16 protein-coding genes are annotated in these 21,428 nt (G+C 34.5%); 8 read left to right on the top strand and 8 right to left on the bottom strand.

Annotated elements, in window-relative coordinates; all coding sequences use genetic code 11:
• Position 1: 1 nt before the first annotated feature.
• Positions 2 to 427 carry a tellurite resistance TerB family protein gene (locus tag ACY2RT_RS08725; RefSeq protein ID WP_490155527.1) on the bottom strand — a complete coding sequence of 142 codons (426 nt, stop codon included), beginning with the start codon at positions 425 to 427 and terminating at the stop codon, positions 2 to 4.
• A 127-nt stretch (positions 428 to 554) separates the two neighbouring features.
• Between ACY2RT_RS08725 and ACY2RT_RS08720 the strand changes: the two genes are divergently transcribed.
• From ACY2RT_RS08720 to ACY2RT_RS08700, 5 genes are all read left to right on the top strand, one after another.
• Positions 555 to 1,700, top strand: a complete 1,146-nt coding sequence (locus ACY2RT_RS08720; RefSeq protein ID WP_490155526.1) for an aminotransferase class V-fold PLP-dependent enzyme — start codon at positions 555 to 557, stop codon at positions 1,698 to 1,700.
• 27 nt (positions 1,701 to 1,727) lie between these two features.
• Complete coding sequence (gene mfd, locus ACY2RT_RS08715) at positions 1,728 to 5,072, top strand: transcription-repair coupling factor (RefSeq protein WP_490155525.1); 3,345 nt, start codon at positions 1,728 to 1,730, stop codon at positions 5,070 to 5,072.
• A 76-nt stretch (positions 5,073 to 5,148) separates the two neighbouring features.
• Positions 5,149 to 5,892: a phosphorylase family protein gene (locus tag ACY2RT_RS08710; protein ID WP_490155524.1), complete on the top strand. Its 744-nt coding sequence runs from the start codon at positions 5,149 to 5,151 to the stop codon at positions 5,890 to 5,892.
• A 5-nt stretch (positions 5,893 to 5,897) separates the two neighbouring features.
• Positions 5,898 to 6,947 carry a glycosyltransferase family 2 protein gene (locus ACY2RT_RS08705; RefSeq protein WP_490155523.1) on the top strand — a complete coding sequence of 350 codons (1,050 nt, stop codon included), beginning with the start codon at positions 5,898 to 5,900 and terminating at the stop codon, positions 6,945 to 6,947.
• Between the two features lie 185 nt (positions 6,948 to 7,132).
• Positions 7,133 to 8,197, top strand: coding sequence for an MATE family efflux transporter (locus ACY2RT_RS08700; protein WP_490155522.1), 1,065 nt, complete (start codon positions 7,133 to 7,135; stop codon positions 8,195 to 8,197).
• A 19-nt stretch (positions 8,198 to 8,216) separates the two neighbouring features.
• Here ACY2RT_RS08700 and ACY2RT_RS08695 read toward each other — a convergent pair whose 3' ends face one another.
• From ACY2RT_RS08695 to ACY2RT_RS08665, 7 genes are all read right to left on the bottom strand, one after another.
• On the bottom strand, positions 8,217 to 9,767 hold the full coding sequence (locus ACY2RT_RS08695; protein WP_490155521.1) for a class I SAM-dependent methyltransferase: 1,551 nt from the start codon (positions 9,765 to 9,767) through the stop codon (positions 8,217 to 8,219).
• A 1-nt stretch (position 9,768) separates the two neighbouring features.
• Positions 9,769 to 11,232 carry a B12-binding domain-containing radical SAM protein gene (locus tag ACY2RT_RS08690; RefSeq protein ID WP_490155520.1) on the bottom strand — a complete coding sequence of 488 codons (1,464 nt, stop codon included), beginning with the start codon at positions 11,230 to 11,232 and terminating at the stop codon, positions 9,769 to 9,771.
• The gene (locus tag ACY2RT_RS08685; RefSeq protein WP_490155519.1) at positions 11,225 to 12,127 is read right to left on the bottom strand and encodes a nucleotidyltransferase domain-containing protein; all 903 of its coding nucleotides are present in this window, start codon (positions 12,125 to 12,127) and stop codon (positions 11,225 to 11,227) included. The genes ACY2RT_RS08690 and ACY2RT_RS08685 overlap by 8 nt, the downstream gene beginning before the upstream one ends.
• A 213-nt stretch (positions 12,128 to 12,340) precedes the next feature.
• On the bottom strand, positions 12,341 to 13,477 hold the full coding sequence (locus ACY2RT_RS08680) for a T9SS type A sorting domain-containing protein (protein WP_490155518.1): 1,137 nt from the start codon (positions 13,475 to 13,477) through the stop codon (positions 12,341 to 12,343).
• A gap of 83 nt (positions 13,478 to 13,560) precedes the next feature.
• Positions 13,561 to 14,685 (bottom strand): helix-turn-helix domain-containing protein, encoded by a 1,125-nt coding sequence (locus ACY2RT_RS08675; RefSeq protein ID WP_490155517.1) that lies wholly within the window; start codon positions 14,683 to 14,685, stop codon positions 13,561 to 13,563.
• 77 nt (positions 14,686 to 14,762) lie between these two features.
• Positions 14,763 to 15,122, bottom strand: a complete 360-nt coding sequence (locus tag ACY2RT_RS08670) for a YraN family protein (RefSeq protein WP_490155516.1) — start codon at positions 15,120 to 15,122, stop codon at positions 14,763 to 14,765.
• On the bottom strand, positions 15,123 to 16,022 hold the full coding sequence (locus ACY2RT_RS08665) for a S66 peptidase family protein (protein ID WP_490155515.1): 900 nt from the start codon (positions 16,020 to 16,022) through the stop codon (positions 15,123 to 15,125).
• A gap of 123 nt (positions 16,023 to 16,145) precedes the next feature.
• On the opposite strand from ACY2RT_RS08665, the gene ACY2RT_RS08660 reads away from it, so the two are divergent.
• The 3 genes from ACY2RT_RS08660 (at position 16,146) to metG (ending at position 21,422) form a co-directional block, all read left to right on the top strand.
• Positions 16,146 to 17,615: a DUF1800 domain-containing protein gene (locus tag ACY2RT_RS08660; RefSeq protein ID WP_490155514.1), complete on the top strand. Its 1,470-nt coding sequence runs from the start codon at positions 16,146 to 16,148 to the stop codon at positions 17,613 to 17,615.
• A gap of 8 nt (positions 17,616 to 17,623) precedes the next feature.
• Positions 17,624 to 19,246: a DUF1501 domain-containing protein gene (locus ACY2RT_RS08655; protein ID WP_490155513.1), complete on the top strand. Its 1,623-nt coding sequence runs from the start codon at positions 17,624 to 17,626 to the stop codon at positions 19,244 to 19,246.
• Positions 19,247 to 19,352: 106 nt separating this feature from the next.
• Positions 19,353 to 21,422 (top strand): methionine--tRNA ligase, encoded by a 2,070-nt coding sequence (metG, locus tag ACY2RT_RS08650; RefSeq protein ID WP_490155512.1) that lies wholly within the window; start codon positions 19,353 to 19,355, stop codon positions 21,420 to 21,422.
• Positions 21,423 to 21,428: the final 6 nt, after the last annotated feature.

Below are 21,428 nucleotides of genomic sequence, written 5' to 3'. Positions count from 1 at the left end.
ACTATTTCCTATTTAAAAGATAACGATAATCCTCAAAGTCAAGACCCCCTTGATAAATATCTATAGAACGTCTGATCAATTTTTCAGCAAGCTTTTCAGAATACCCCAAACCAATAGCATATTTTTCAATTAAAAAGCGTTCATCATCATCAATAAAGTGATCAGCAAAAATCATTTCAAACAGATCGTGCATTCGTTCCAAGCGCTTATCTGCAGAATTTGGTGGGTTGATAGGGTATTTAGAAGGGTTTTTAAGAACTTCTATATACTCAGATTCGTCTATATCCAGTTTTCTGGCAAAACGCTTTAACATAATTTCTTCTGCTTCATTCAAGGTTCCGTCAACTGAGGCCATACTAACTATTGACGCAAAATGACCGAGGTTTCTTTTGTGTTCTCCGCTTTCAAATAAATCTGTAAATGACATAGTTTAATTTTATACTGCAAATATAAAACTAGTATTTATTTTTTCGTTGAATTTCCCCCGGAAAAAACACTTTTGATAAAGTTTTCTTTTTCCAAAAAAAATCCGCTAAAAATATTAACTTGAAAGCATGATTTCCAATCAAAAACATCTTTTTAGTTTACCCGAAGGAGTTACGTATCTCAACGGAGCTTACATGTCCCCTCAATTAAAGTCTGTCGAAAGAATTGGTGTCGAAAACCTTCAAAGAAAAGCTACTCCATTTTTAATTTCTGAAAGTGATTTCTTTTCAAAAAAAATAATTCTGAAAAAAAGATTTGCCCAATTAATTGATGCAACAGATCCCGAATGTATTGCGATTATTCCTTCCGTTTCATATGGAATTGCAACAGCCATAAAGAACATTTCATTTGAAAAAGGGAATGAAATTATAGTCTTGGAAGAACAATTCCCCAGTAATTACTATTCATGGAAACAATTGGAAAATGAAAAAGAGGCAATTGTGAAAATCATCAAAGCTCCTCCCATTGTTAAAGGGAGAGCACAACGTTGGAATGAAATGATTCTAGAAGCCATTTCTCCAAAGACAAAAGTAGTCGCCCTACCCTATGTTCATTGGGCAGATGGAACTATTTTTGACTTACAGGCTATTAGAGAAAGAACCAATGATGTAGATGCTTTTTTAATTATTGATGGTACTCAAAGTGTTGGTGCGATGCCTTTTTCTGTCACAAAAATTCAACCCGATGCTTTAATATGTGGTGGTTATAAGTGGTTATTAGGAGCCTATGGTTTGGGTGTCGCATATTATGGTGAGAAGTTTTATCACGGAACTCCCATCGAAAATAATTGGATAAATCATGAAGGAAGTGATGATTTTTCGAATTTGGTAAAATATAACGAGAACTTCAGGCCAAAAGCCGCACGTTATGATGTAGGCGAATCGAGTAATTTTATCCTCACCCCAATGCTATCCGAGTCCATTAGGCAATTATTGGAATGGACCCCTGATGCAATACAGAAATATTGCAGGAATATTACAGAAGATGTTTTGAAATCCCTTCCCGAAAATGACTATTTTATAGAAAGTTCTCCTTTTAGAGCGCATCACTTGTTTGGGATTTATATTACAAATGGAAAGCCTGTTGAAGAATTGAAGGAGAATATTTCTGCTAAAAATATGTATGTTTCTTATCGCGGAGATGCCATTCGGGTAGCGCCTAATGTCTATAATACTAAACAAGAAATAGAAAAACTTATTTCTTGTTTCATTTAAAATATTGCTGTACTATCTTTGCCCTCCATGAGCAAAGCTCTTGTTTCTTCACTTTTTGCACAGTCTTCGAATATTCGAAAACTAGGGGATGCTATTGCCAATTCTGAAAAAGATATTTGTATTTCGGGGCTGGTTGGATCTGCAGTTTCCTTGGTAATCGCCGAAACTTTCAAACAATCGCAATTGCCCTTTCTGTTAATTTTGAACGACAAAGAAGAAGCTGCCTACCACCTTAACGATCTTGAAAATTTATTGGGTGATCAAAATGTACTTTTCTATCCTGGAAGCTATCGGCGTCCTTACCAAATTGAAGAAACAGATAATGCCAATATATTGCTACGCTCTGAAGTATTGAATAGAATAAATTCCCGAAAAAAACCGGCTCTTATTGTTACGTATCCCGAAGCATTATTCGAAAAAGTTGTAACCCGTAAAGAGCTGGAAAAAAATACTTTGAAAATCTCGGTAAATGACGAACTATCCATTGACTTTGTGAATGAAGTGCTTTTTGCCTACAATTTTAAGCGTACAGATTTTGTTACCGAACCAGGGGAATTCTCAGTTCGTGGTGGGATTTTAGACGTGTTTTCTTTTAGTAATGATATCCCTTATCGCATTGAATTCTTTGGAGATGATGTAGATAGCATTAGAACATTCGATGTTGAAACACAATTATCTTTAGAGCAAGTAAAAAAGATTTCTATCATTCCAAATGTGGAAAATAAAATGATGGAAGAAAATCGGGAGAGTTTCCTGAAATACATTGCTTCAAAAACCGTGATCTTCTTAAAAAATGAAGAGCTTCTAAGTAGTAGTATCGAAAAACTATTTAAAAAAGCGGTCTATGCTTTTAACGAAACAAAAGGGGAGGTGAAAATGAATGAACCTGCCGAGTTGTTCTGTACAGCTTCATTACTTTTGAAGCAACTTTCAGAATTTATATCAGTGAAGTTAAGCAATAGTAGTGCTTTAACGTATAATTGCAATATTACATTTAATACAAAACCACAACCTTCATTCAACAAGCAATTTAATTTACTTATTGAAAACCTAAATGCCAATGTATTGGAAGGTTATACAAATTATGTTTTCTGTAGCAGTGAACAACAGGCAAAACGTTTTCACGATATTTTTGAAGATGCTCAACAAAAAGTAGAACAGTTTGAAACGATTGTATTTCCGTTATACCAAGGTTTTATAGATCATGAAAATAGGAATGTATGTTATACCGATCATCAAATCTTTGAACGCTATCACAAGTTTCAGCTTAAAAACGGTTATGCTAAAAAACAAGCTATTACACTTAAAGAGCTAACAAATCTTGAAGTTGGCGATTATGTAACCCATATTGATCACGGGATAGGCAAATTTGGCGGACTTCAAAAAATTGATGTGGAAGGCAGGCAACAAGAAGCCATTAAGTTGATCTATGGAGAACGTGATATTTTGTACCTCAGCATTCATTCACTGCACAAGATTTCAAAATACAATGGTAAAGACGGTGCAATACCTAAGATTTACAAATTAGGAAGTGCTGCCTGGAAAAAACTGAAGCAAAAAACAAAGACTCGTGTAAAAGAAATTGCTTTCAACCTTATTGAGTTGTATGCAAAACGTCGCCTCCAAAAAGGATTTGCCTATGATCCGGATTCGTATTTACAACTGGAGCTTGAATCTTCTTTTATATACGAAGATACTCCGGACCAGATAACTTCAACTGAAGATGTTAAGCGCGATATGGAGAGTGAAAGGCCTATGGACAGATTGGTATGTGGTGACGTAGGTTTTGGAAAGACCGAAGTTGCTGTTCGTGCTGCTTTTAAAGCTGTGGACAATGGAAAACAGGTGGCCATCCTCGTTCCTACTACTGTTTTAGCATTTCAGCATCACAAAACCTTTTCGGAAAGACTCGCCGAAATGCCTGTAAATATAGATTATCTTAATAGGTTCCGTACAGCAAAAGAACGTAGAATTGTTTTAGAAGACCTTAAAAGCGGCAAGCTTGATATTGTAATAGGAACACATCAATTGGTAAATAAATCGGTAGAATTCAAAGACCTTGGGTTACTTATCATTGACGAAGAACAAAAATTTGGCGTAGCAGTTAAAGATAAATTGAAAACTATTAAAGAAAATGTGGATACCCTTACACTAACTGCAACGCCTATTCCCAGGACGCTTCAGTTTAGTTTGATGGCAGCCCGGGATTTGTCAGTCATTACTACACCCCCTCCCAATCGTTATCCGGTAGAGACCAATGTGATTAGATTTTCCGAAGAAATTATTCGAGATGCCATTCGGTATGAGATTTCACGAAGAGGACAAGTCTTCTTTGTACACAATCGTATTGAAAATATAAAAGAGGTTGCCGGAATGATTCAACGACTGGTCCCCGATGCGAAAATTGGGATTGGCCATGGGCAAATGAAAGGAAAAAAACTTGAGCAACTAATGCTTGCTTTTATGAACAATGAGTTTGATATTCTCGTTTCCACTACTATTATTGAAAGTGGACTGGATGTCCCAAATGCAAATACAATTTTTATCAATAATGCCAATAACTTTGGATTGTCAGACCTACACCAAATGCGAGGCCGTGTAGGCCGAAGTAATAAAAAAGCGTTTTGTTATTTTATTACACCTCCATATTCTGCCATGACCGATGATGCCAGAAAAAGAATTACTGCTTTAGAACAGTTCAGTGAATTAGGAAGTGGACTAAATATTGCTATGAAAGATCTGGAAATTCGAGGTGCAGGAGATTTGTTGGGGGGCGAGCAAAGTGGTTTCATCAATGAAATTGGTTTTGAAACCTATCAAAAAATATTGGCAGAAGCGATTGATGAATTAAAAGAAAAAGAATTTAAAGATCTATATGCAGGTACCGAACATGAAAAAAAAGGTTTTGTAAAAGAAGCTGTAATTGACACAGATTTTGAACTCTTGTTCCCAGACGATTATGTAAATAATATCACAGAAAGATTGAATCTTTATACCAAATTAAATGAGTTAAAAGATGAAATGGAACTTCAAAAATTTGAAAAAGAACTTACAGATCGTTTTGGAGCATTACCTTACCAAGCTGTTGACCTTTTAAACAGTGTTCGTATTAAGTGGATTGCCATTGCAATGGGTCTGGAACGTATTGTCATGAAAAAAGGAAAGCTTGTGGGTTACTTTGTGAGTGATCAGCAAAGCCCATTTTACCAAAGTAAGGCTTTTGGCAATGTGCTTGAGTATGTGCAAAACAACTCTCAGGCTGTAAAAATGAAAGAGAAACAAACACGTAATGGGCTTCGGTTGTTGTTAACTTTTGAAAAGATTTCTTCTGTAGACACAGCTTTAAACTCTTTAAAAAGCTTTTCAACATAGAATTACTTGTGGTTGTTTTTTAAAAGTCAGGTAAACTAATTTTAACTAGCTTTACTGTAAATAGATATTTAGATGTATGGCATTCTTCAATGGTAAAAATCCAGATTTTTATAAAGAACCTTCAATGCTGAAGGTTCCAGATCTTGTTTCTTGGAAGAGAGCTCGCAATGTCTATAATTTTGAAAGACTTCCAAAGAAGGCCATCATTTCTATAAAAAAAGAAGGGTATTCCAAAGTTGTCTCTCCACTTACAAAAAAAGCAAAAGGTATCAATGGTGTCCATTATGTTTATAAATCCAAGGTTCTTTTATGTTCGGAGTTTGGTTCCGGTGCTCCTGCCATGTTAATGCTTCTGGAAGAGCTTAGAGAACTTGGAGTTGAGCAATTTATTTTTGTTGGTGTGGCTGGAATATTGCATGATTCTGTTAAAGAAAGGCAGGCTTCTATTATCTCTACTGTATATTCATCTACAGGGGCTTCTTTCTTTTATACAGATAGCGAGAAGATTGATTGTTACGATAAAAAATGGTTTGAAAAAATAAAGAATGATTGTGATCTTCAAGAAAAGACTGCCTGGAGTACAGACTGTCCTTTTAGAGAAGTTTCTTCCCTGCTTAGTTATTACAAATCCAAAAATTGCACTTTGGTTGAGATGGAAAGCGCTGCAGTATATTCGTTTTCTCAATTCTATAAGGTATCAGCCGTATGTATTTTAATAGGTGCAGACCTTTTAACCTCTTCTCGATGGAAAGCTCCGGATAATGTATCCCAATTATTAGAGGTTCAGCAAAAATTAGTATCTCAACTTATTAATCTATAATTTATATGCATCCCCCTCTGGTAAGTATTATCATTCCTTTTTATAATGAAGAAGTTTGTTTACACAGGGCGATTGAATCTACATTAGATCAAAGTTATTCCAATATTGAAATTATTTTAGTGAATGACGGTTCAACGGATACTTCTAAAGATATTGCAGAAAAATACTGTGACCAATTTGATAATATTCATCTTATTAATTCTTCAAATGACAGTCTTGGTGCTGCCCGAAACAAAGGCATTGTTTTAGCAAAAGGAAGATATTTAACTTTCTTAGATGCCGATGATGAGCTGATTCCGGAAATGCTGGAAATCTGTGTCCCACAGATTCTCAATAGTCAAAGCGATGTTGTTATTACAAGGTTTACCCTTATTGATGAAAATGGAAAAACATTAAAAGTTTCAGGGTGGAAACAAATGCCAGACAACATAGCTCCAATTGAAGGAATAAAAGGTATCTATTCTAACAAAATTGTTCCTACTGCCTGGGGTAAACTTTACAAGTCCGAAATTGTAAAAAAATTAAAATTCCCGGAAAAGATATGGTTTGAAGATAATCCATTTCTACTTGAGTTCTTTTTTAATTCCAAAAGAATACATTTCATAGATAAAAGCTTGTTGAAAATATATTCCCGAAAAAAGTCCATCACCAGAAGTACTATTTCCACTAAACGAATAATAGATATCAATAAGGCATTTTCTATCGAATTGAAAGTAGTTGAAAAATATAGTGCCAATTCTTTTGAAAAACAGGAAATTGATAAAATGATTTTTACAAATCATTTTAATGCGATGCTGGATACTTTTATAGTATATATAATTGACAAACCTAAGATTAGCCAAGAGGAAAAAAATGCTATCCGGGAATGTTATTTGAAACATATCCTTGAAATTAAAAATCTTTTTAAAGAAAGAGGCTTGAGATTTTCTCTTAAAAAAAAGTTGTTGTTTTCCTTTCTAGCTTCGCCAAAATTAATTGGATGGGGAGTCCCTGAACAACTTATCTATTTATTGAAATACAAAAAGATTACATACCTTAAAAAGCTAAAAGGATAATTTTCAAATTAAAAATCATTTTTAACAATACAATTATATCCCGGTTTGTAAAAAACTTTACGTGGCTATTTTTATTAAATAGCCTGGGTTATTTATTCTCTTTTATTAGTTTTCCTGTGCTCATCAATAAATATGGCCTTAAAGAGGTAGGCATTATATTTACAGTTCAGGCATTGGTTCTGGCTATGGCTTCTATTGCAAACTATAGTTTTGTCTATTATATCCCAACGGTTTCTAAACGTATTAGTAACAGTAAATCCTTTTTTATAAAATTATGGAATCTAGTCGTTTACATTAGAACTTCTTTCTCCTTATTTCTTGCCTTGTTATCCACTATTGTAGTTTACTTTTTATATCCTCAATATCTTGTATTATGGGTTTTAAGTTTGCCATTGTTGATCCCTAAAATTGTAAATCCTGCATTGTTTTGTAACGCAATGGAAGTCAATAAGTTTGTATTCCTTATTGGTTTTTTCTCTAAACTATTATTTCTAATACTTATTTGCATTAGCAACAATAGTATCCTTGTCAATTGTTTCTTTGCTTTTTCAGAATTGATTGCCATACTTTTTTATTTAAAGAGAATCCATATTGGTTTTTCCAAAATTCATCGGATTTCATTTTTGGAGATAAAAGAGTTTTTAAGTGAAACGTTTAATTTGTTCTGGGTAAATTTCTTTTCTTTATTAAAGCCGCATTCTATTTTACCCATTATCAGTTACGTATTGGGAAATCAATTTGCAGCTCTTTTTGCTTTAGCAGAAAAAGTGATTAATGTTATAAAAGGAATTTCAGGAACTATGTTCGTAAGCTTTTTCCCTATTTATAATAAAAGAGGAGTTGAAAAAAGTCTACTTACTCCTAAAAGAATAGTTTTGGCAGTGATTATATCTGTAGCATTTGTTATTGGTATCTGGTTTGTTAGTCCTTATATAATCTATTATCTTAATGACTTCAACAATAATCTTTTAGCAACTAAAGCGCTACAAATATTATCTTTATCTATTCCTATATTCTTTATAATCATACCACTATTTAGTTATTTACTACAACATAAAAAATGGAACTTCATTTTGTATTTTGCCATTATTCAGTTACTTGTATTAATTATTATGCTTTATTTTCTAATCGACCAAAATATCATAGGAGTTGCTAAAAGTCTTGTAGTGGCTGAATATGCTCTGTTTATATGTTATGTTGTTTTTATTATAAAACAAGGTTGGTTATCAAAAAAACTTAGATCCAACTAAAAATCATCCGTTTACATTTTTACTTTTTTTTCGCAGAAATAATATAATAGTCTCCATAGCCTCTCAAAAAACGTATTTTATTGCTTAGTGTGTCAAAACTGCTTAGAATTTTAAATAGAAAAGGGTGCTTTTCATAAAAATGAATATGATTACCGGTAGGTCCTAAAAAACAAATGTTTTCTATTCTAAAATCTGTGAAATCTCCTTTAAGTAATCCTTTAATTTTTCTGGCACTATGATAATATGTTCGAACTTTTTCTCCCTTTATATTTGCCAAAATGCCCTTTTTTTTAAGTCTTCTAAAAGCAGTAGTATCTCCTTTGAAAATTTTCAAAAACTCCCATAAACATATCCTTGGCATAATTACCAGTGTTACAGTTCCGTGAGGTTCTAAAGTTTCTTTAAATGAATTAAATACCTTTTCCAGTTCACCAAGAGGACTACAGTTTAATCCTCCAAAATTTGAAAAAATATGAGAATACCGTTTACCTTCCAACTTATACAGGTCTTTAAAGGAAAGTATCTCAGAAGTCAAATAACGCTCCAGTTTTTCCGAAACAATTTTCGATCTAACATAATCTATCATTCCTTCAGCAATATCTGTAGCATGCACTTTATATCCATTTTTAGCAAAAAAAACAGCATCTATCCCGGAACCACAATTAATTTCTAAAATACTACTGTTTGTATCCAGTGTTTTTATGAAATGTTTCCTTATTCTATTGCGCATCCAGTGAATCAATCCAGAAGTTTTATCTAACGACTCATAGTCATATGCAATATTGGAAAACCCTTTTTTTATACTATCATTAGCTGTCTCATTGAACAAACATACCCATAAAAAAGGGGTGCCTTTAGCTCCAAAAAAATTATGCCAGAAATTATTTTTGGGACGATACATAATTTTAAAATTCTTTATATCATCAATAGAATGGTGAAAATAATATTGAGCCATTTCCGGAAAGCCCAGCTGATCATAATACTTTTCTGTCCTCTTTTTTGCATTGGAAAGTTCACTATCATGATAAAAAGGACTATCGATAATATGTATTTCGCCTGTAGCGCTAAGAAATGTTTTTAGTTTGGCAATTAAAGCATTTAAATTTTCAAAATATTGAACACTTGCATTGAGGACAATGATATCGAATTGACCTTTAAATGGCTCATTTATCTTAAATATGTCACCATACATAAACTGAAGTTTATCTTTTTCAAAAACTCTTGCAGCCTGCTCCAATTCCGGAACATTGATGTCGATTCCTATAACACTATTAGTATTTAAGGTCATTAAATTGCTTAGCCAGCCATTACCACAGCCAATATCCAGAATTGAACAATTAGGTTTGGTTTTCAAATAATCAATAAACCGATTTGAAGTGTTTTTTCTCAGCAGCCACTCTGCGGCATTAGCATTGCTCTTTGAAACTTCCGGTAGTATGAAAACTTCTTTATCACTTAATATCCTGCCTTCTTTATGTCTTACATCTAAATATTGAGAGCTAAATTTAGATTCTTCTTCAGTAAGATAAGCAACACTGTTTTTTATTTTATGAGGTTGAATTAAGATCACTTTAGTTACTGTTATGCTGAATATGTAGTAATTGAAAACGACTTAAATATGCACTTGGGGCATAATAAATATAAAGTATTATAGACCTTAATTTTGAAAGAGACATCTTATACGGTTTTCTGAAAAGCTCTTTAAATAAGTAAATTGCCTGGCTTTTACGATATTCTTTGTGCACGTATCTATGCAGTTTTTTATAATACTTAGAATTAAAAGTTCCTTTAAACATCATGGCCAAATCATCAGAATCGGTCCAATTCGCTTTTAATTTTAAATCATCTTTGACCTTATCGTAAAATTTGGTTCCGGGAAGTGGATAAGAGACTGATATCCCTAAATTATCAGGCACTAATTCTTTAATCATTTTTATAGTTTTGGCAATATCTTCTTTGGTCTCTCCCAAGTAACCAAATTGAATAAAGAATGCAACGCGAACCTCTTTTTCTTTAAGCAGTTGTGTTGCCTTATAAATCTGTTCTACGGTTGTTCCTTTATCCATAGCATCTAAGATAGCTTGAGAACCACTCTCAGCTCCAACCCAAACTTCCTCCAATCCACTTTCAGATAGGGCGTCAATGGTATCATCTTTTAAAAGTAGATCAACCCTACTTTGAATATAATAGGATATTTCAAGATTCTCTTCTTTAAGTTCTTTATTAAATTGTTGTACCCAATTTGGTTTTAATCCAAAAATATCATCACACATCCAAAAACGGGAAACATTATAATTGAGTTTCAAATGCTTAATGTGCTTTGTGATATATTCAGGAGAATGTGAGTTATATCGGTTGCCATAGATTGGTTTTGCACACCAATTGCACTTATAAGGGCAGCCACGGGTCGTAACCAAATTAAGAGTAAATTCATTCCCCCCAGATTCCCATACATTCCTGTAAGAATCTATATCCACTAAATCCCATGCAGGTAAAGGCAGTTCATCTAAATCTCTTAGTACTGCACGTTTAGGGTTTACAATAACCTCATCACTGTTTTTATAAACAAGTCCTTGAATATTTGAGGTATCTCCTCCATTTTTAAGTGTATCTACTAATTCTTTAAGTGTTATTTCACCTTCGCCCTGAATTACAAAATCACCTCCTGCATCCAAATATTTTTTATAATGATCTGTTGAGTCCGAACTACAAATCACCACTGTACAACTTAAATCTTTGGCAATCTTGATCATTTTAAAAGCAGCCTCTCTCATGGTCGTTAAACACATTTTGGTGAGATAATTGAAACCATCATCGTATAAGACAAATATTTTTGGCCGATGCAATTCTAAATACGATTTTATCCCTAAAGGACTATCCAAAAGATTTGTGTCATATAACCCCGTTTTATATCCGTTTTCTCTAAGATAGGATGCGGCATAAATAGTGCCTAATGGAGGATAAGGTGTTCTATTCTTCCATTGCTTGAGGTCGAACTTGTAGAAGTACGAATGAGAAAAAACAATATCAAGCATGTTCCTGTTCTAAGGTTATATTATGTATACTTTCCATTTTAGAATATTTTTCATTTAATGTATCAATAACTTTCTTCTGAAAATTCTGAGGATGATGTTTCGATACATTTTTGGTGGATTTCATTGCTATATCAAAATCCGCTTTGTCAATAAACCTAAACTTTCGCTTCCATTTATAATAGGTCAATTTCAAAAAAATTCGATCTGCAAAAGCTCCAAAAGAAGTTTTTAATATTGCTTCAACAAATTTGCTTAGTAAAGGCTTTTTAACATTGCTGATTTGATATCCATTTTTACTGTGATTGGGAAAGTACTCCTGTGTCCAATGGTTCTTATAGTAAAAAGTTTGAAATACTTTTTCTCCATACATAGGAATAAGTGTAATTAACTCAGTTGCTGTAAACTTATTTTTTTCATCTATTTCCAGAGTATTGCTGGCAATAAAATAGTTGACACAAAAATGTTTTCTTGAGTTCAATAAAAAAACCTTTTTATATAAAACCAAGAGTGTCCGGGCAATCCACAACCTTTGAGGTGTGGTAATAATAAAAAAGTCGATATCGCTGTTTTCATCATGATATCCTTTTGATAAAGCCCCTGAAATACCTACGCCCTCTACGAATGGAAATTTTGCAATGAATTTTGACATTCTTCTTGCTTTAGGGAATATTTCCTCTGCCATTTTATTGCCGAGTGCTCTCCTTCTAACCAAACTCTCTTTTTTTAAACACAAATAATAATCATCTATTTTAAAGATAACTTCATTTTCTAAGAGATGAGAAAGTTCTGATTCTAAGGTGATTTTGTTTTCCAGAGAAGAAAAAGTATATATTTCATCCTTCTTTAAGGGGTAGTTAAAGATTGAAAAATATAGTAATGTTTTAAGAGAATCCATATAAGGGGCAATCTTTAGCGATAAGTTACTAAAAATACGAATATACCTTACTTTATTATCATACAGTAAAGTTAAATTAATTACATCTCGATTTTATTACCTAACTTACATCATATACTACTTATTTTAGTCTTTATGGATGTGCTAAAAACTTTTCATAAATAAAAAAAGCCAAAGAATAAATCCTTTGGCCTTTCATATTGAACTAACCCACTACTTTACCATTTTTTTTGCGATTGTATAGTTGTCAAATCTAATTTCCACGAGATAAGTTCCTCTGCTCCATCTACTCACGTTAATTGTTTCCGAAATTTGATTAGTTCCGGATGCTATATTCTTTTTAAATATTTCTTTTCCTGAAACATCATAAACTATGATACCATAACTTGCCGGTTGTGGCAATGAAGCGCGAATATTCAATATTTCTTTTGACGGATTTGGGAAAAGCCTAACCTCACTTTTTTTTAACATAATTTCTTCTACCTCTAAAACAACATCTGAGATTATCCGAAGGTTTTTTGTTCCAAAATCAGTGATAAACATAGTATTTCCACTTGCGTCAAATGCAATTCCATTTGGCGTGTTAAATGTAGCCACACCAATATCACCATCCATACTCCCTTGTGTACTCCCGGCAAAAAGAAAGATTTCATCTTTTGCGTTAGGATTCACGGCATAGATCTTATCACTTCCCATGGTGGTTCCCCAAATCATCCCCTGTGCGTAAGCTATAAAGCCAAGGTTTGGAAAAGAACCTCCATCTGTTGGAAGCTGTGCAATATATTCCAGATCACCATTGGCAAGAACCCTGTATATTTCACGATTATTATAGTTCCCTACATACAACACCCCATTTTCATCAATTGCCAGCCCCACCGGACCACTCAATTCAGGAGCTGAAGAAATTGGGGTAATTGTTCCATCAGGAGCCAGACCGCTAATTTTGTTTCCTGTGAATTCAGAAAAGATCATAGTATCACTGCCAAGTGATTTGGCGATGCCAGATGGGTGGTTTAAAACACCGGGGCCACCATAAGATTCTAATTGAATGCCATTAATGTCATATTTGTATATGGTATTTCCTTGCCCATCACAAACATACAGCTCATCATTAGAGTTAAAAGCAAGCCCATTGGGGGTAACCAAGCCCGTAATAAACGGAGTCCCAACTCCGGAAGGCGTAAATTTGAAAACGGTATCACCTACATAGTTGGAGCAGTAAATATTTCCATTGGAGTCTATGGCAATATCATCATCCGGGGTGCCGTCCGTAAAGGTAGTAACAGTTTGTGCAAAATGGGAAATTGTTACTAAAAAGCAAACTAATAAGGTGATTGTATTCTTTTTCATGATTCTAAAATTTAAAGTTTAACTCCAAAACTAGTTTTAGAAATCATTTAAATCGACCGTCTGGATACATCAATACGTAAAACTTATGCGGCCCGATACTTCTTTATATAATTGCTGGGAGTGTCCTTCATATTTAATTTAAAAGCTTTGTTAAAAGTAGATTTAGAATTAAAGCCAACATCCATTGATAAAGCTAAAATAGTACGGTTTAGATATTCTTTGTTCTGCACTTTAAAAACAAACTCTTTAACGCGATACCCATTAATAAAATCATAAAAAGTGGTGTTATATACATTATTTAAAAGCCAGGAAACATTATTTGTAGACGTTTTTAGTATCTCTGCTACATCTACGAGCGTTAGATCATTCCGAAGAAATAGTTTTTCATTGATCATTAAGCTATCCATTTTTTCTTTAAGAATCATAGATTCCTGTTCTGAAAGCCTGTCTTTTTTCTCCTTCGGTTTTACTTCAAAAGGAATTCTGAAAAGTTCTGGTTGTTTCAGACTAAAATAGCCAATAACATATATAAATAATGGAATAGCCACCCAAATACTATCATAATTTATATAGGTAAAATAGGTGTCCAAAAAAGTACTGTTAATAAAACTTAAAAGCCAGGCTACAATGCAAAGGGTAAAGGCAATTAAAAAGGAATAGAGATAAAGTAACGGATTCTGATCAAATGATAAGGTATGCTTTTCTGCCTTTTTAAATTTCTTCACTAATAGAAATGAGAAAACTATATATACACTATTAAAGGCAATCATACAAAAGGCTATAATGTTAAAGAGCTTCATTATATTATTTTCAATAAAAAATTGATAGTATCCTTCCGCTGTGTAAGCAAAAACAAAATACAGGGATAAGATGAGTAATGCGAAAAAAGGAATAAAATGATAAAAAGGTAAAAAATTATTTTTTTCAGATTTAAAAAGAAAGCGTTTAATGTATAGGTATAGCAAAGGGCCAAAAAGAAAAACAATAGAATCTACTACCAAACTCCATTGAAAAATAACATAACTTAAATGTCTTACATATAAAAAACGCCCTATAAGCATAACCATTGCAAATAATAAAATAACCGATAAGATAATATTTGCCTTGCGATTGGTATTTGAAATAAATTGAAGCGTTATTGAGAGAAAAAGCCCTTGAGAAATCCCCAGAAGTAGTATAATATCTATAAGTTGGAAAGTATTAGACATTTCTCAATTTTATTGTAAATATATTCTTTGACGACAGGAATATCGTCTTAATGTATACAAACGTACTTATTAAACCCTTAAAAATGATAAAATGCATTTTCAAAATGTTCTACCTGTTCCATGGTTTTATTTTTTAAGACCGAAATGATATCAAAACGTACTTCCAGATCAATATTATTCTCAATAATATATTCATTTGCCGCTTTTATAAGGAGTTTTATCTTCCCTTTAGTAACAAAATCTTGTGGATCTCCAAAATAAGCACTGTTTCTGGTCTTTACCTCAACAATAACAATTTGGTTAACTTTTTTAGCGATTATGTCAATTTCCGCCTTGTTAAAAACAAAATTGCGATCCAAAATTTCATATCCTTTACTACATAGGTAATCTACTGCCAGTTGTTCCCCTATTTTTCCTAATTCGTTGTGATAAGCCATTTAAGAAAATTTGAGGTGACCTCTTTTTGCATTAACCACTAAGATTATATCTCCTCCCAATGTTAAAGCTCTATTATCTTTTACATGTCCTGCCGGAAAGTCAAAACACACAGGAAAGTCAAAGTCCGAAACTACATCCAATATGATCTCTTCTGCAGTTTTTCCAAAAGGGATAGTATTATCATTCATCTCGGTCATTCCACCAACAATAAGCCCAGAAAGACCTTCAAACATTCCATTGCGTTTTAGGTTTTGCAACATACGGTCTATGTGATATAAATATTCATCAAGGTCTTCAATAAAAAGTATTTTCCCACCTGTATTAATTGCTGAATTACTTCCGCAAAGCGAATACAGGATAGAAAGGTTTCCGCCTACCAATTGTCCGGTTGCTTTCCCACTCCGGTTTAATTTCCCTTCTGTGATAAAACTAATCTCATAGGGCTCTTCAAAAAGAGCTCTTTTAATACTCATCGCTGTTTCTTTACTTTTCATTTCAATCTGTAAAGGCATTTGAGCATGCAAGGTTTTAATATGAAAATTGTGAATGTGTGAATGTAAAACGGTAACATCACTATAACCAATAATCCATTTCGGATTTTTTTTAAATTCTGAAAAATCCAGCGAATCAATAATACGTACTGTACCATAACCTCCCCGGGCACACCAAATAGCTTTAATACCGGGGTCATCTAACATTTGCTGAAGGTCATTTGACCGCAACAGGTCATCTCCTGCAAATTGATTAAGTTCGGCTTCAATTGTTTTTCCCAAAACAACATTTAATCCCCAATTGCTTAATAAATCCAAAGCAGGTTGTAGTTCCTTTTTAGAGATTTTTCGTGCTGTAGCCACAACTGCGACAGTATCTCCGGGTTTTAAATATGGAGGCGTAATCATCCGTTAAATGTACATGTCAAAAGATAAAATTTTAAACTTTTTAGTTAAAATTATGCTCAAAACTTTGTAAATAGCTATAATTCAGTATTTTTAAGTGCCACAAACCCTGTAAAACCATAACCTATGGAAACAATTGCGAATACTTCTTGCAATACTTCTACACTTGCTCCCTATGTCCCTTCAGGTCCAAATCCGTGGAATACCAGCAAAATTAAGCATGTTTATCGCCGTCTTGGTTTTGGTGCATCACAAGCCGATGTAGATACTGCGCTTGCACTCACTCCTGGTCAATTCATTGACAATCTAGTAGATGCTGCTTTTAATCTCCCCCCTACACCAGCTCCTTTTTGGGGTAATTATGTTGTAAGTGATTTTACAGATTTTGAGCCTGAAAATGAACAATATATAGCTGAATGGCGTTTACAAAGTGGAAACGATCTCATTTCAGAAAAGCTTAGAGGCAGGCTCATCTCCTTTTGGATGAATCACTTTGTTACCGAACTGGAGGTCTATTTCTATTCTCCATATTTATACCAGTATTATAATATTTTACAAACCCATGCATTAGGCAACTTCAAAGACTTTGTACATGCTATTGGTATAAATTCTACAATGCTTTTATACCTAAACGGATTTGAAAACACCAACTTCAACCCCAATGAAAATTATGCTCGTGAATTGTATGAATTATTTACTTTGGGTGAAGGAAACGGTTATACCGAAACCGATATCACAGAAACTGCACGGGCACTGACCGGATACAACCATTGGACAGAAGCCGGAGCTCAAATTTATTTTGACAGCAGCACTCACGATGCAGGAGAAAAGACCATTTTTAATCAAACTGGGTTTTGGGGGTATGATGATGTGATAAACATATTATTTCAAGAAAGAACCAACGAAATTGCAGTTTATATCTGCACCAAGCTCTACAAGTTTTTTGTAAGCCCCGAGGTTGATGCTACAATAGAACAGGATATTATTCAGCCATTAGCGCAAACATTGGTCAACAATAATTTTGAATTGGTCCCTGTCCTAAAAGAATTATTTAAAAGCGAACACTTTTTTGATGAACGTGCTTTAGGCGTAGTAGTAAAAAGCCCTTTCGATGTGATCTTTAGTTTTGTAAATGAAACCGGATTCTTTTACGATAATACTTTAATGGATGCCTTTATTTATGCTTCCAGCCTCATAGGACAAGATATTTTTGACCCTCCCGATGTTTCCGGCTGGCAACGTGATGAAACCTGGATTAACTCCTCTACATTAACCGGACGCTGGCAGCTTATGGAGCTATATGTAAACTTTCTGTTTGATAATGGTTTTGAATTTACATTAGTTGACCTTGCACGTGATCTAACCAATGATAGTAATGACCCGGAATTCATAACACAAGTATTGGTCGATCATTTTATGGCTAAAGAATTGCATAGCCCCGGAGATTATGTGATCGCAACAGATATTTTTAAATGGGATATCCCCCAGAACTACTACGATCAGGGTTTGTGGAATTTAAGTTGGTCCGAAGCTCCTTATCAGGTTCTATTACTATTAAAGCATATTGCCAGAATGCCAGAATTTCAACTTAAATAAAAGTCGCTATGTGTAACAATCACCATATTCCAAAAAATTCATCTTCTTCAAAAGAAGATAAAAATATACATGACCAAGAGCATTCTACATGGAACCGACGTTCTTTTATTCAGGCTTTAGGCTTAGCCGGGGCAGGAAGTATGATGCTTGCCAATAATGCAATATCTGCAACGAAGCCTTCACCTCTTTCTGTAGCACTTTCGCAAAGTGACAATGAAAATATTTTGGTTATTGTCAGATTAAAAGGAGGAAATGATGGTTTAAACACCATTGTTCCTGTTTATGATTATGCAACCTATGCAAATTTACGCCCTACTATCAGGCACCAACAAAATAATCTTATAAATCTCAATGCAGATTTTGCCATCCCTGACTATATGAGTAGTTTAGAGTCGGTATGGGGTGATGGAAACATGAAAGTGATACATGGAGTAGGTTATCCTCAGCAAAATTTATCACATTTCCGGTCTTCAGAAATATGGGCATCTACAGATGATATCAATTTTGAACCTACCGGTTGGTGGGGGCGATATTTTGAAGATTTGTATCCGGATTATTTGATCAATCCGCCCGAGATTCCACCTGCTATTCAAATTGGTAGTATAGGAAATCTTGTTTTTGACGGAGTAGAGACTAATTACGCTTTTTCTGTAGCTAACCCGGACCAATTGGCTAATGTCGCCGTAAATGGGGCTTTGCATGATATTAATAACCTTCCTGATTGCGTTTACGGAGATAAATTATTTTTTATGCGCTCCACGGCAAATACTACTTTTACCTATGCCGGGGTAATTCACGATGCCTATGTAGCATCCAATAATGCTGTTTCTTATTCTAACGAAGAATTGGCAAGTCAAATGGCAATTGTAGCGCGAATGATCAAAGGAGGTCTTGGTACCAAAGTATATATGGTTACTTTAAATGGTTTTGATACCCACGCTAATCAGGCAGACGATCATCGTATACTCTTAGAGGACCTTGCGGATACTATGAAAAACTTTTACGATGACCTTACTGCCTCCGGTATACAAAACAAAGTCCTGTCAATGACAATTTCAGAATTTGGCCGACGTCCCTATGAAAATGGTTCAAATGGAACAGATCATGGAGCTGCATCCCCTGTAATGCTTTTTGGCCCGGGACTTAACGGAAGTGATTTTGTAGGATCGCATCCGGACTTAAGTACTTGGGATGCCAATGACAACCTAATCCCTTCTACAGATTTTAGGAATGTATACTCAAGTGTATTAACAGATTGGTTTTGCCTGGACCCGTCTGTAGTAAATATGATATTATTGAATCAAAATTATGAAAATTTAGAGCTTGGGTTATCCTGTGAAACACTTTCTGTAGCAGATTTCAATGATGTGACCCGTTTGTCTCATGTAGCTGTTTATAAAAACGACAGAACGTATATCGAGCTACAAATGCCCATCACAGGTCACGTAGATATAAAGCTGTATGATATACTAGGAAAGGAAATTGGAACTCTTAAAAATGAGGTGCTATTTTCTGGCAGACATAGTATTGATGTAAAAGCTGCGATTAGAAACCGTTTAAGTTATGGGCAATACATTTACAGAATTGCCTTAGGCGGACAGTTCTATAGTAAATCGATTCTTATTAAATAAAATTATATTGTTTTCTGAAAAGTCTTGCGATATTGGAAGACTTTTCTTTTTTATAGATGTCTGCTTCCGAAGATAAAATCCCTATTTTTGTGCTTTCGGAAAAACTATGAGCCTGAACCCTAAACGTTATACTATTACTGCTGCATTGCCTTATACCAACGGCCCGGTACACATTGGGCATTTGGCAGGAGTGTATGTCCCCGCAGATATCTATGCACGTTACCAGCGTATGCAAGGAAAAGACGTTGCCTTTGTTTGCGGTAGTGATGAACACGGTGTCCCTATTACCCTTAAAGCAAAAAAAGAAGGAATTACTCCACAACAGGTGGTTGATAAATACCATGCTGTCATTAAACAATCGTTTCAAGATTTTGGAATCTCTTTTGATAACTATTCCCGTACTTCTGCGAAAGTTCATCATGAAACAGCTTCTCATTTTTTTAAGAAATTATACGAAGATGGAAAATTCATTGAAAAAATAACAGAGCAACTTTACGATAAAGAAGCCGGACAATTTTTAGCTGACCGTTTTGTTATAGGAACCTGTCCTAAATGTGGATTTGAAGAAAGTTATGGTGATCAATGTGAAAACTGCGGTACTTCACATAATGCAACAGATCTAATTAACCCTAAAAGTGCCATTAGCGGTGCAATACCAACATTAAAAGAAACCAAACACTGGTTTTTACCTTTAGACCAATATCAAAACTGGTTGCAGAAATGGATCATTAAAGGGCATAAAAAAGATTGGAAAACCAATGTGTATGGACAATGTAAGTCCTGGATCGATGATGGTTTGCGTCCCCGTGCCGTAACTCGTGACCTGGATTGGGGAATTCCGGTCCCGGTTGAAGGCGCTGAAGGAAAAGTACTTTACGTTTGGTTTGATGCACCTATTGGTTACATTTCGGCAACTAAAGAATGGGCAAAACTTAAAGGCAAAGACTGGGAGCCCTATTGGAAAGATGAAGACACAAAATTGTTGCACTTCATAGGAAAGGACAACATTGTGTTTCACTGTATTATTTTTCCAAGCATGCTCAAAGCAGAAGGCAGTTATATAGTACCGGACAATGTCCCGGCTAATGAATTTTTAAATTTAGAAGGCAACAAAATATCAACCAGTAAAAACTGGGCCGTATGGTTACATGAGTACCTCGAAGAATTTCCTAACCAACAGGATGTATTGCGCTATGTATTAACAGCAAATGCTCCTGAGACCAAAGACAATGATTTTACTTGGGCTGACTTTCAGGCGCGCAACAATAATGAGTTAGTTGCCATTTTTGGAAACTTTATCAATCGTGTGGTAGTATTGACCAACAAATATTATGATGGGGTAATTCCGAAACATTCAGAATTCTCTGAAGCAGACTGGCAAACTCTAAAGGAATTACAAGCCTATCCTAATGTAATAGCAAGTTCTATCGAACGGTATCGTTTCCGCGAAGCACAAATGGAGTTAATGAATGTAGCTCGATTAGGAAACAAATACCTGGCAGATGAAGAACCTTGGAAAACTATCAAAACCGATGAAGGCAGAACCAAAACGGTCATGTATATCGCTTTGCAAATTGCTTCGGCATTAGCAGTATTATGTGAACCATTTCTTCCGTTTACTTCAGAAAAACTAAAAAAAATATTGAATCATTCTCAACTTGAAGTAAAACCAACTTGGAATGACATTACTTTAAAAACAGAACTGCTTCCAACAGGTCATACCATTGGAAAAGGAGTGTTATTGTTCAGTAAAATAGAAGAAGAGCAAATTTCTAAACAATTAGATAAATTACAAGCCAGTAAAAAAGCCAATGAAGCTATGAATGCAACTGTAGCACCTCAAAAAGATACTATCCAATTTGATGACTTCACTAAACTCGATATGCGGGTAGGTACTATCATTGAAGCCGAAAAAATGCCAAAAACTAAGAAATTATTGGTCTTGAAGGTAGATACAGGTATTGATGTGCGTACCATTGTTTCGGGGATTGCCGAAAGTTTTAGCCCTGAAGAAGTTATTGGCAAGAAAGTAACCGTTTTGGTAAACCTGGCACCCAGAGCTTTGCGTGGTGTAGATAGTGAAGGAATGATCCTAATGACTGAAACACCGGATGGTAAATTGGTTTTTGTAAACCCTGATACCGATGACGTGAACAATGGAGCGACTATAAATTAAATGGTA

The sequence above is a fragment of the Ulvibacter sp. 2210JD10-4 genome (genome assembly GCF_058148525.1).
This window is presented reverse-complemented; position numbering and strand designations above follow the sequence as displayed.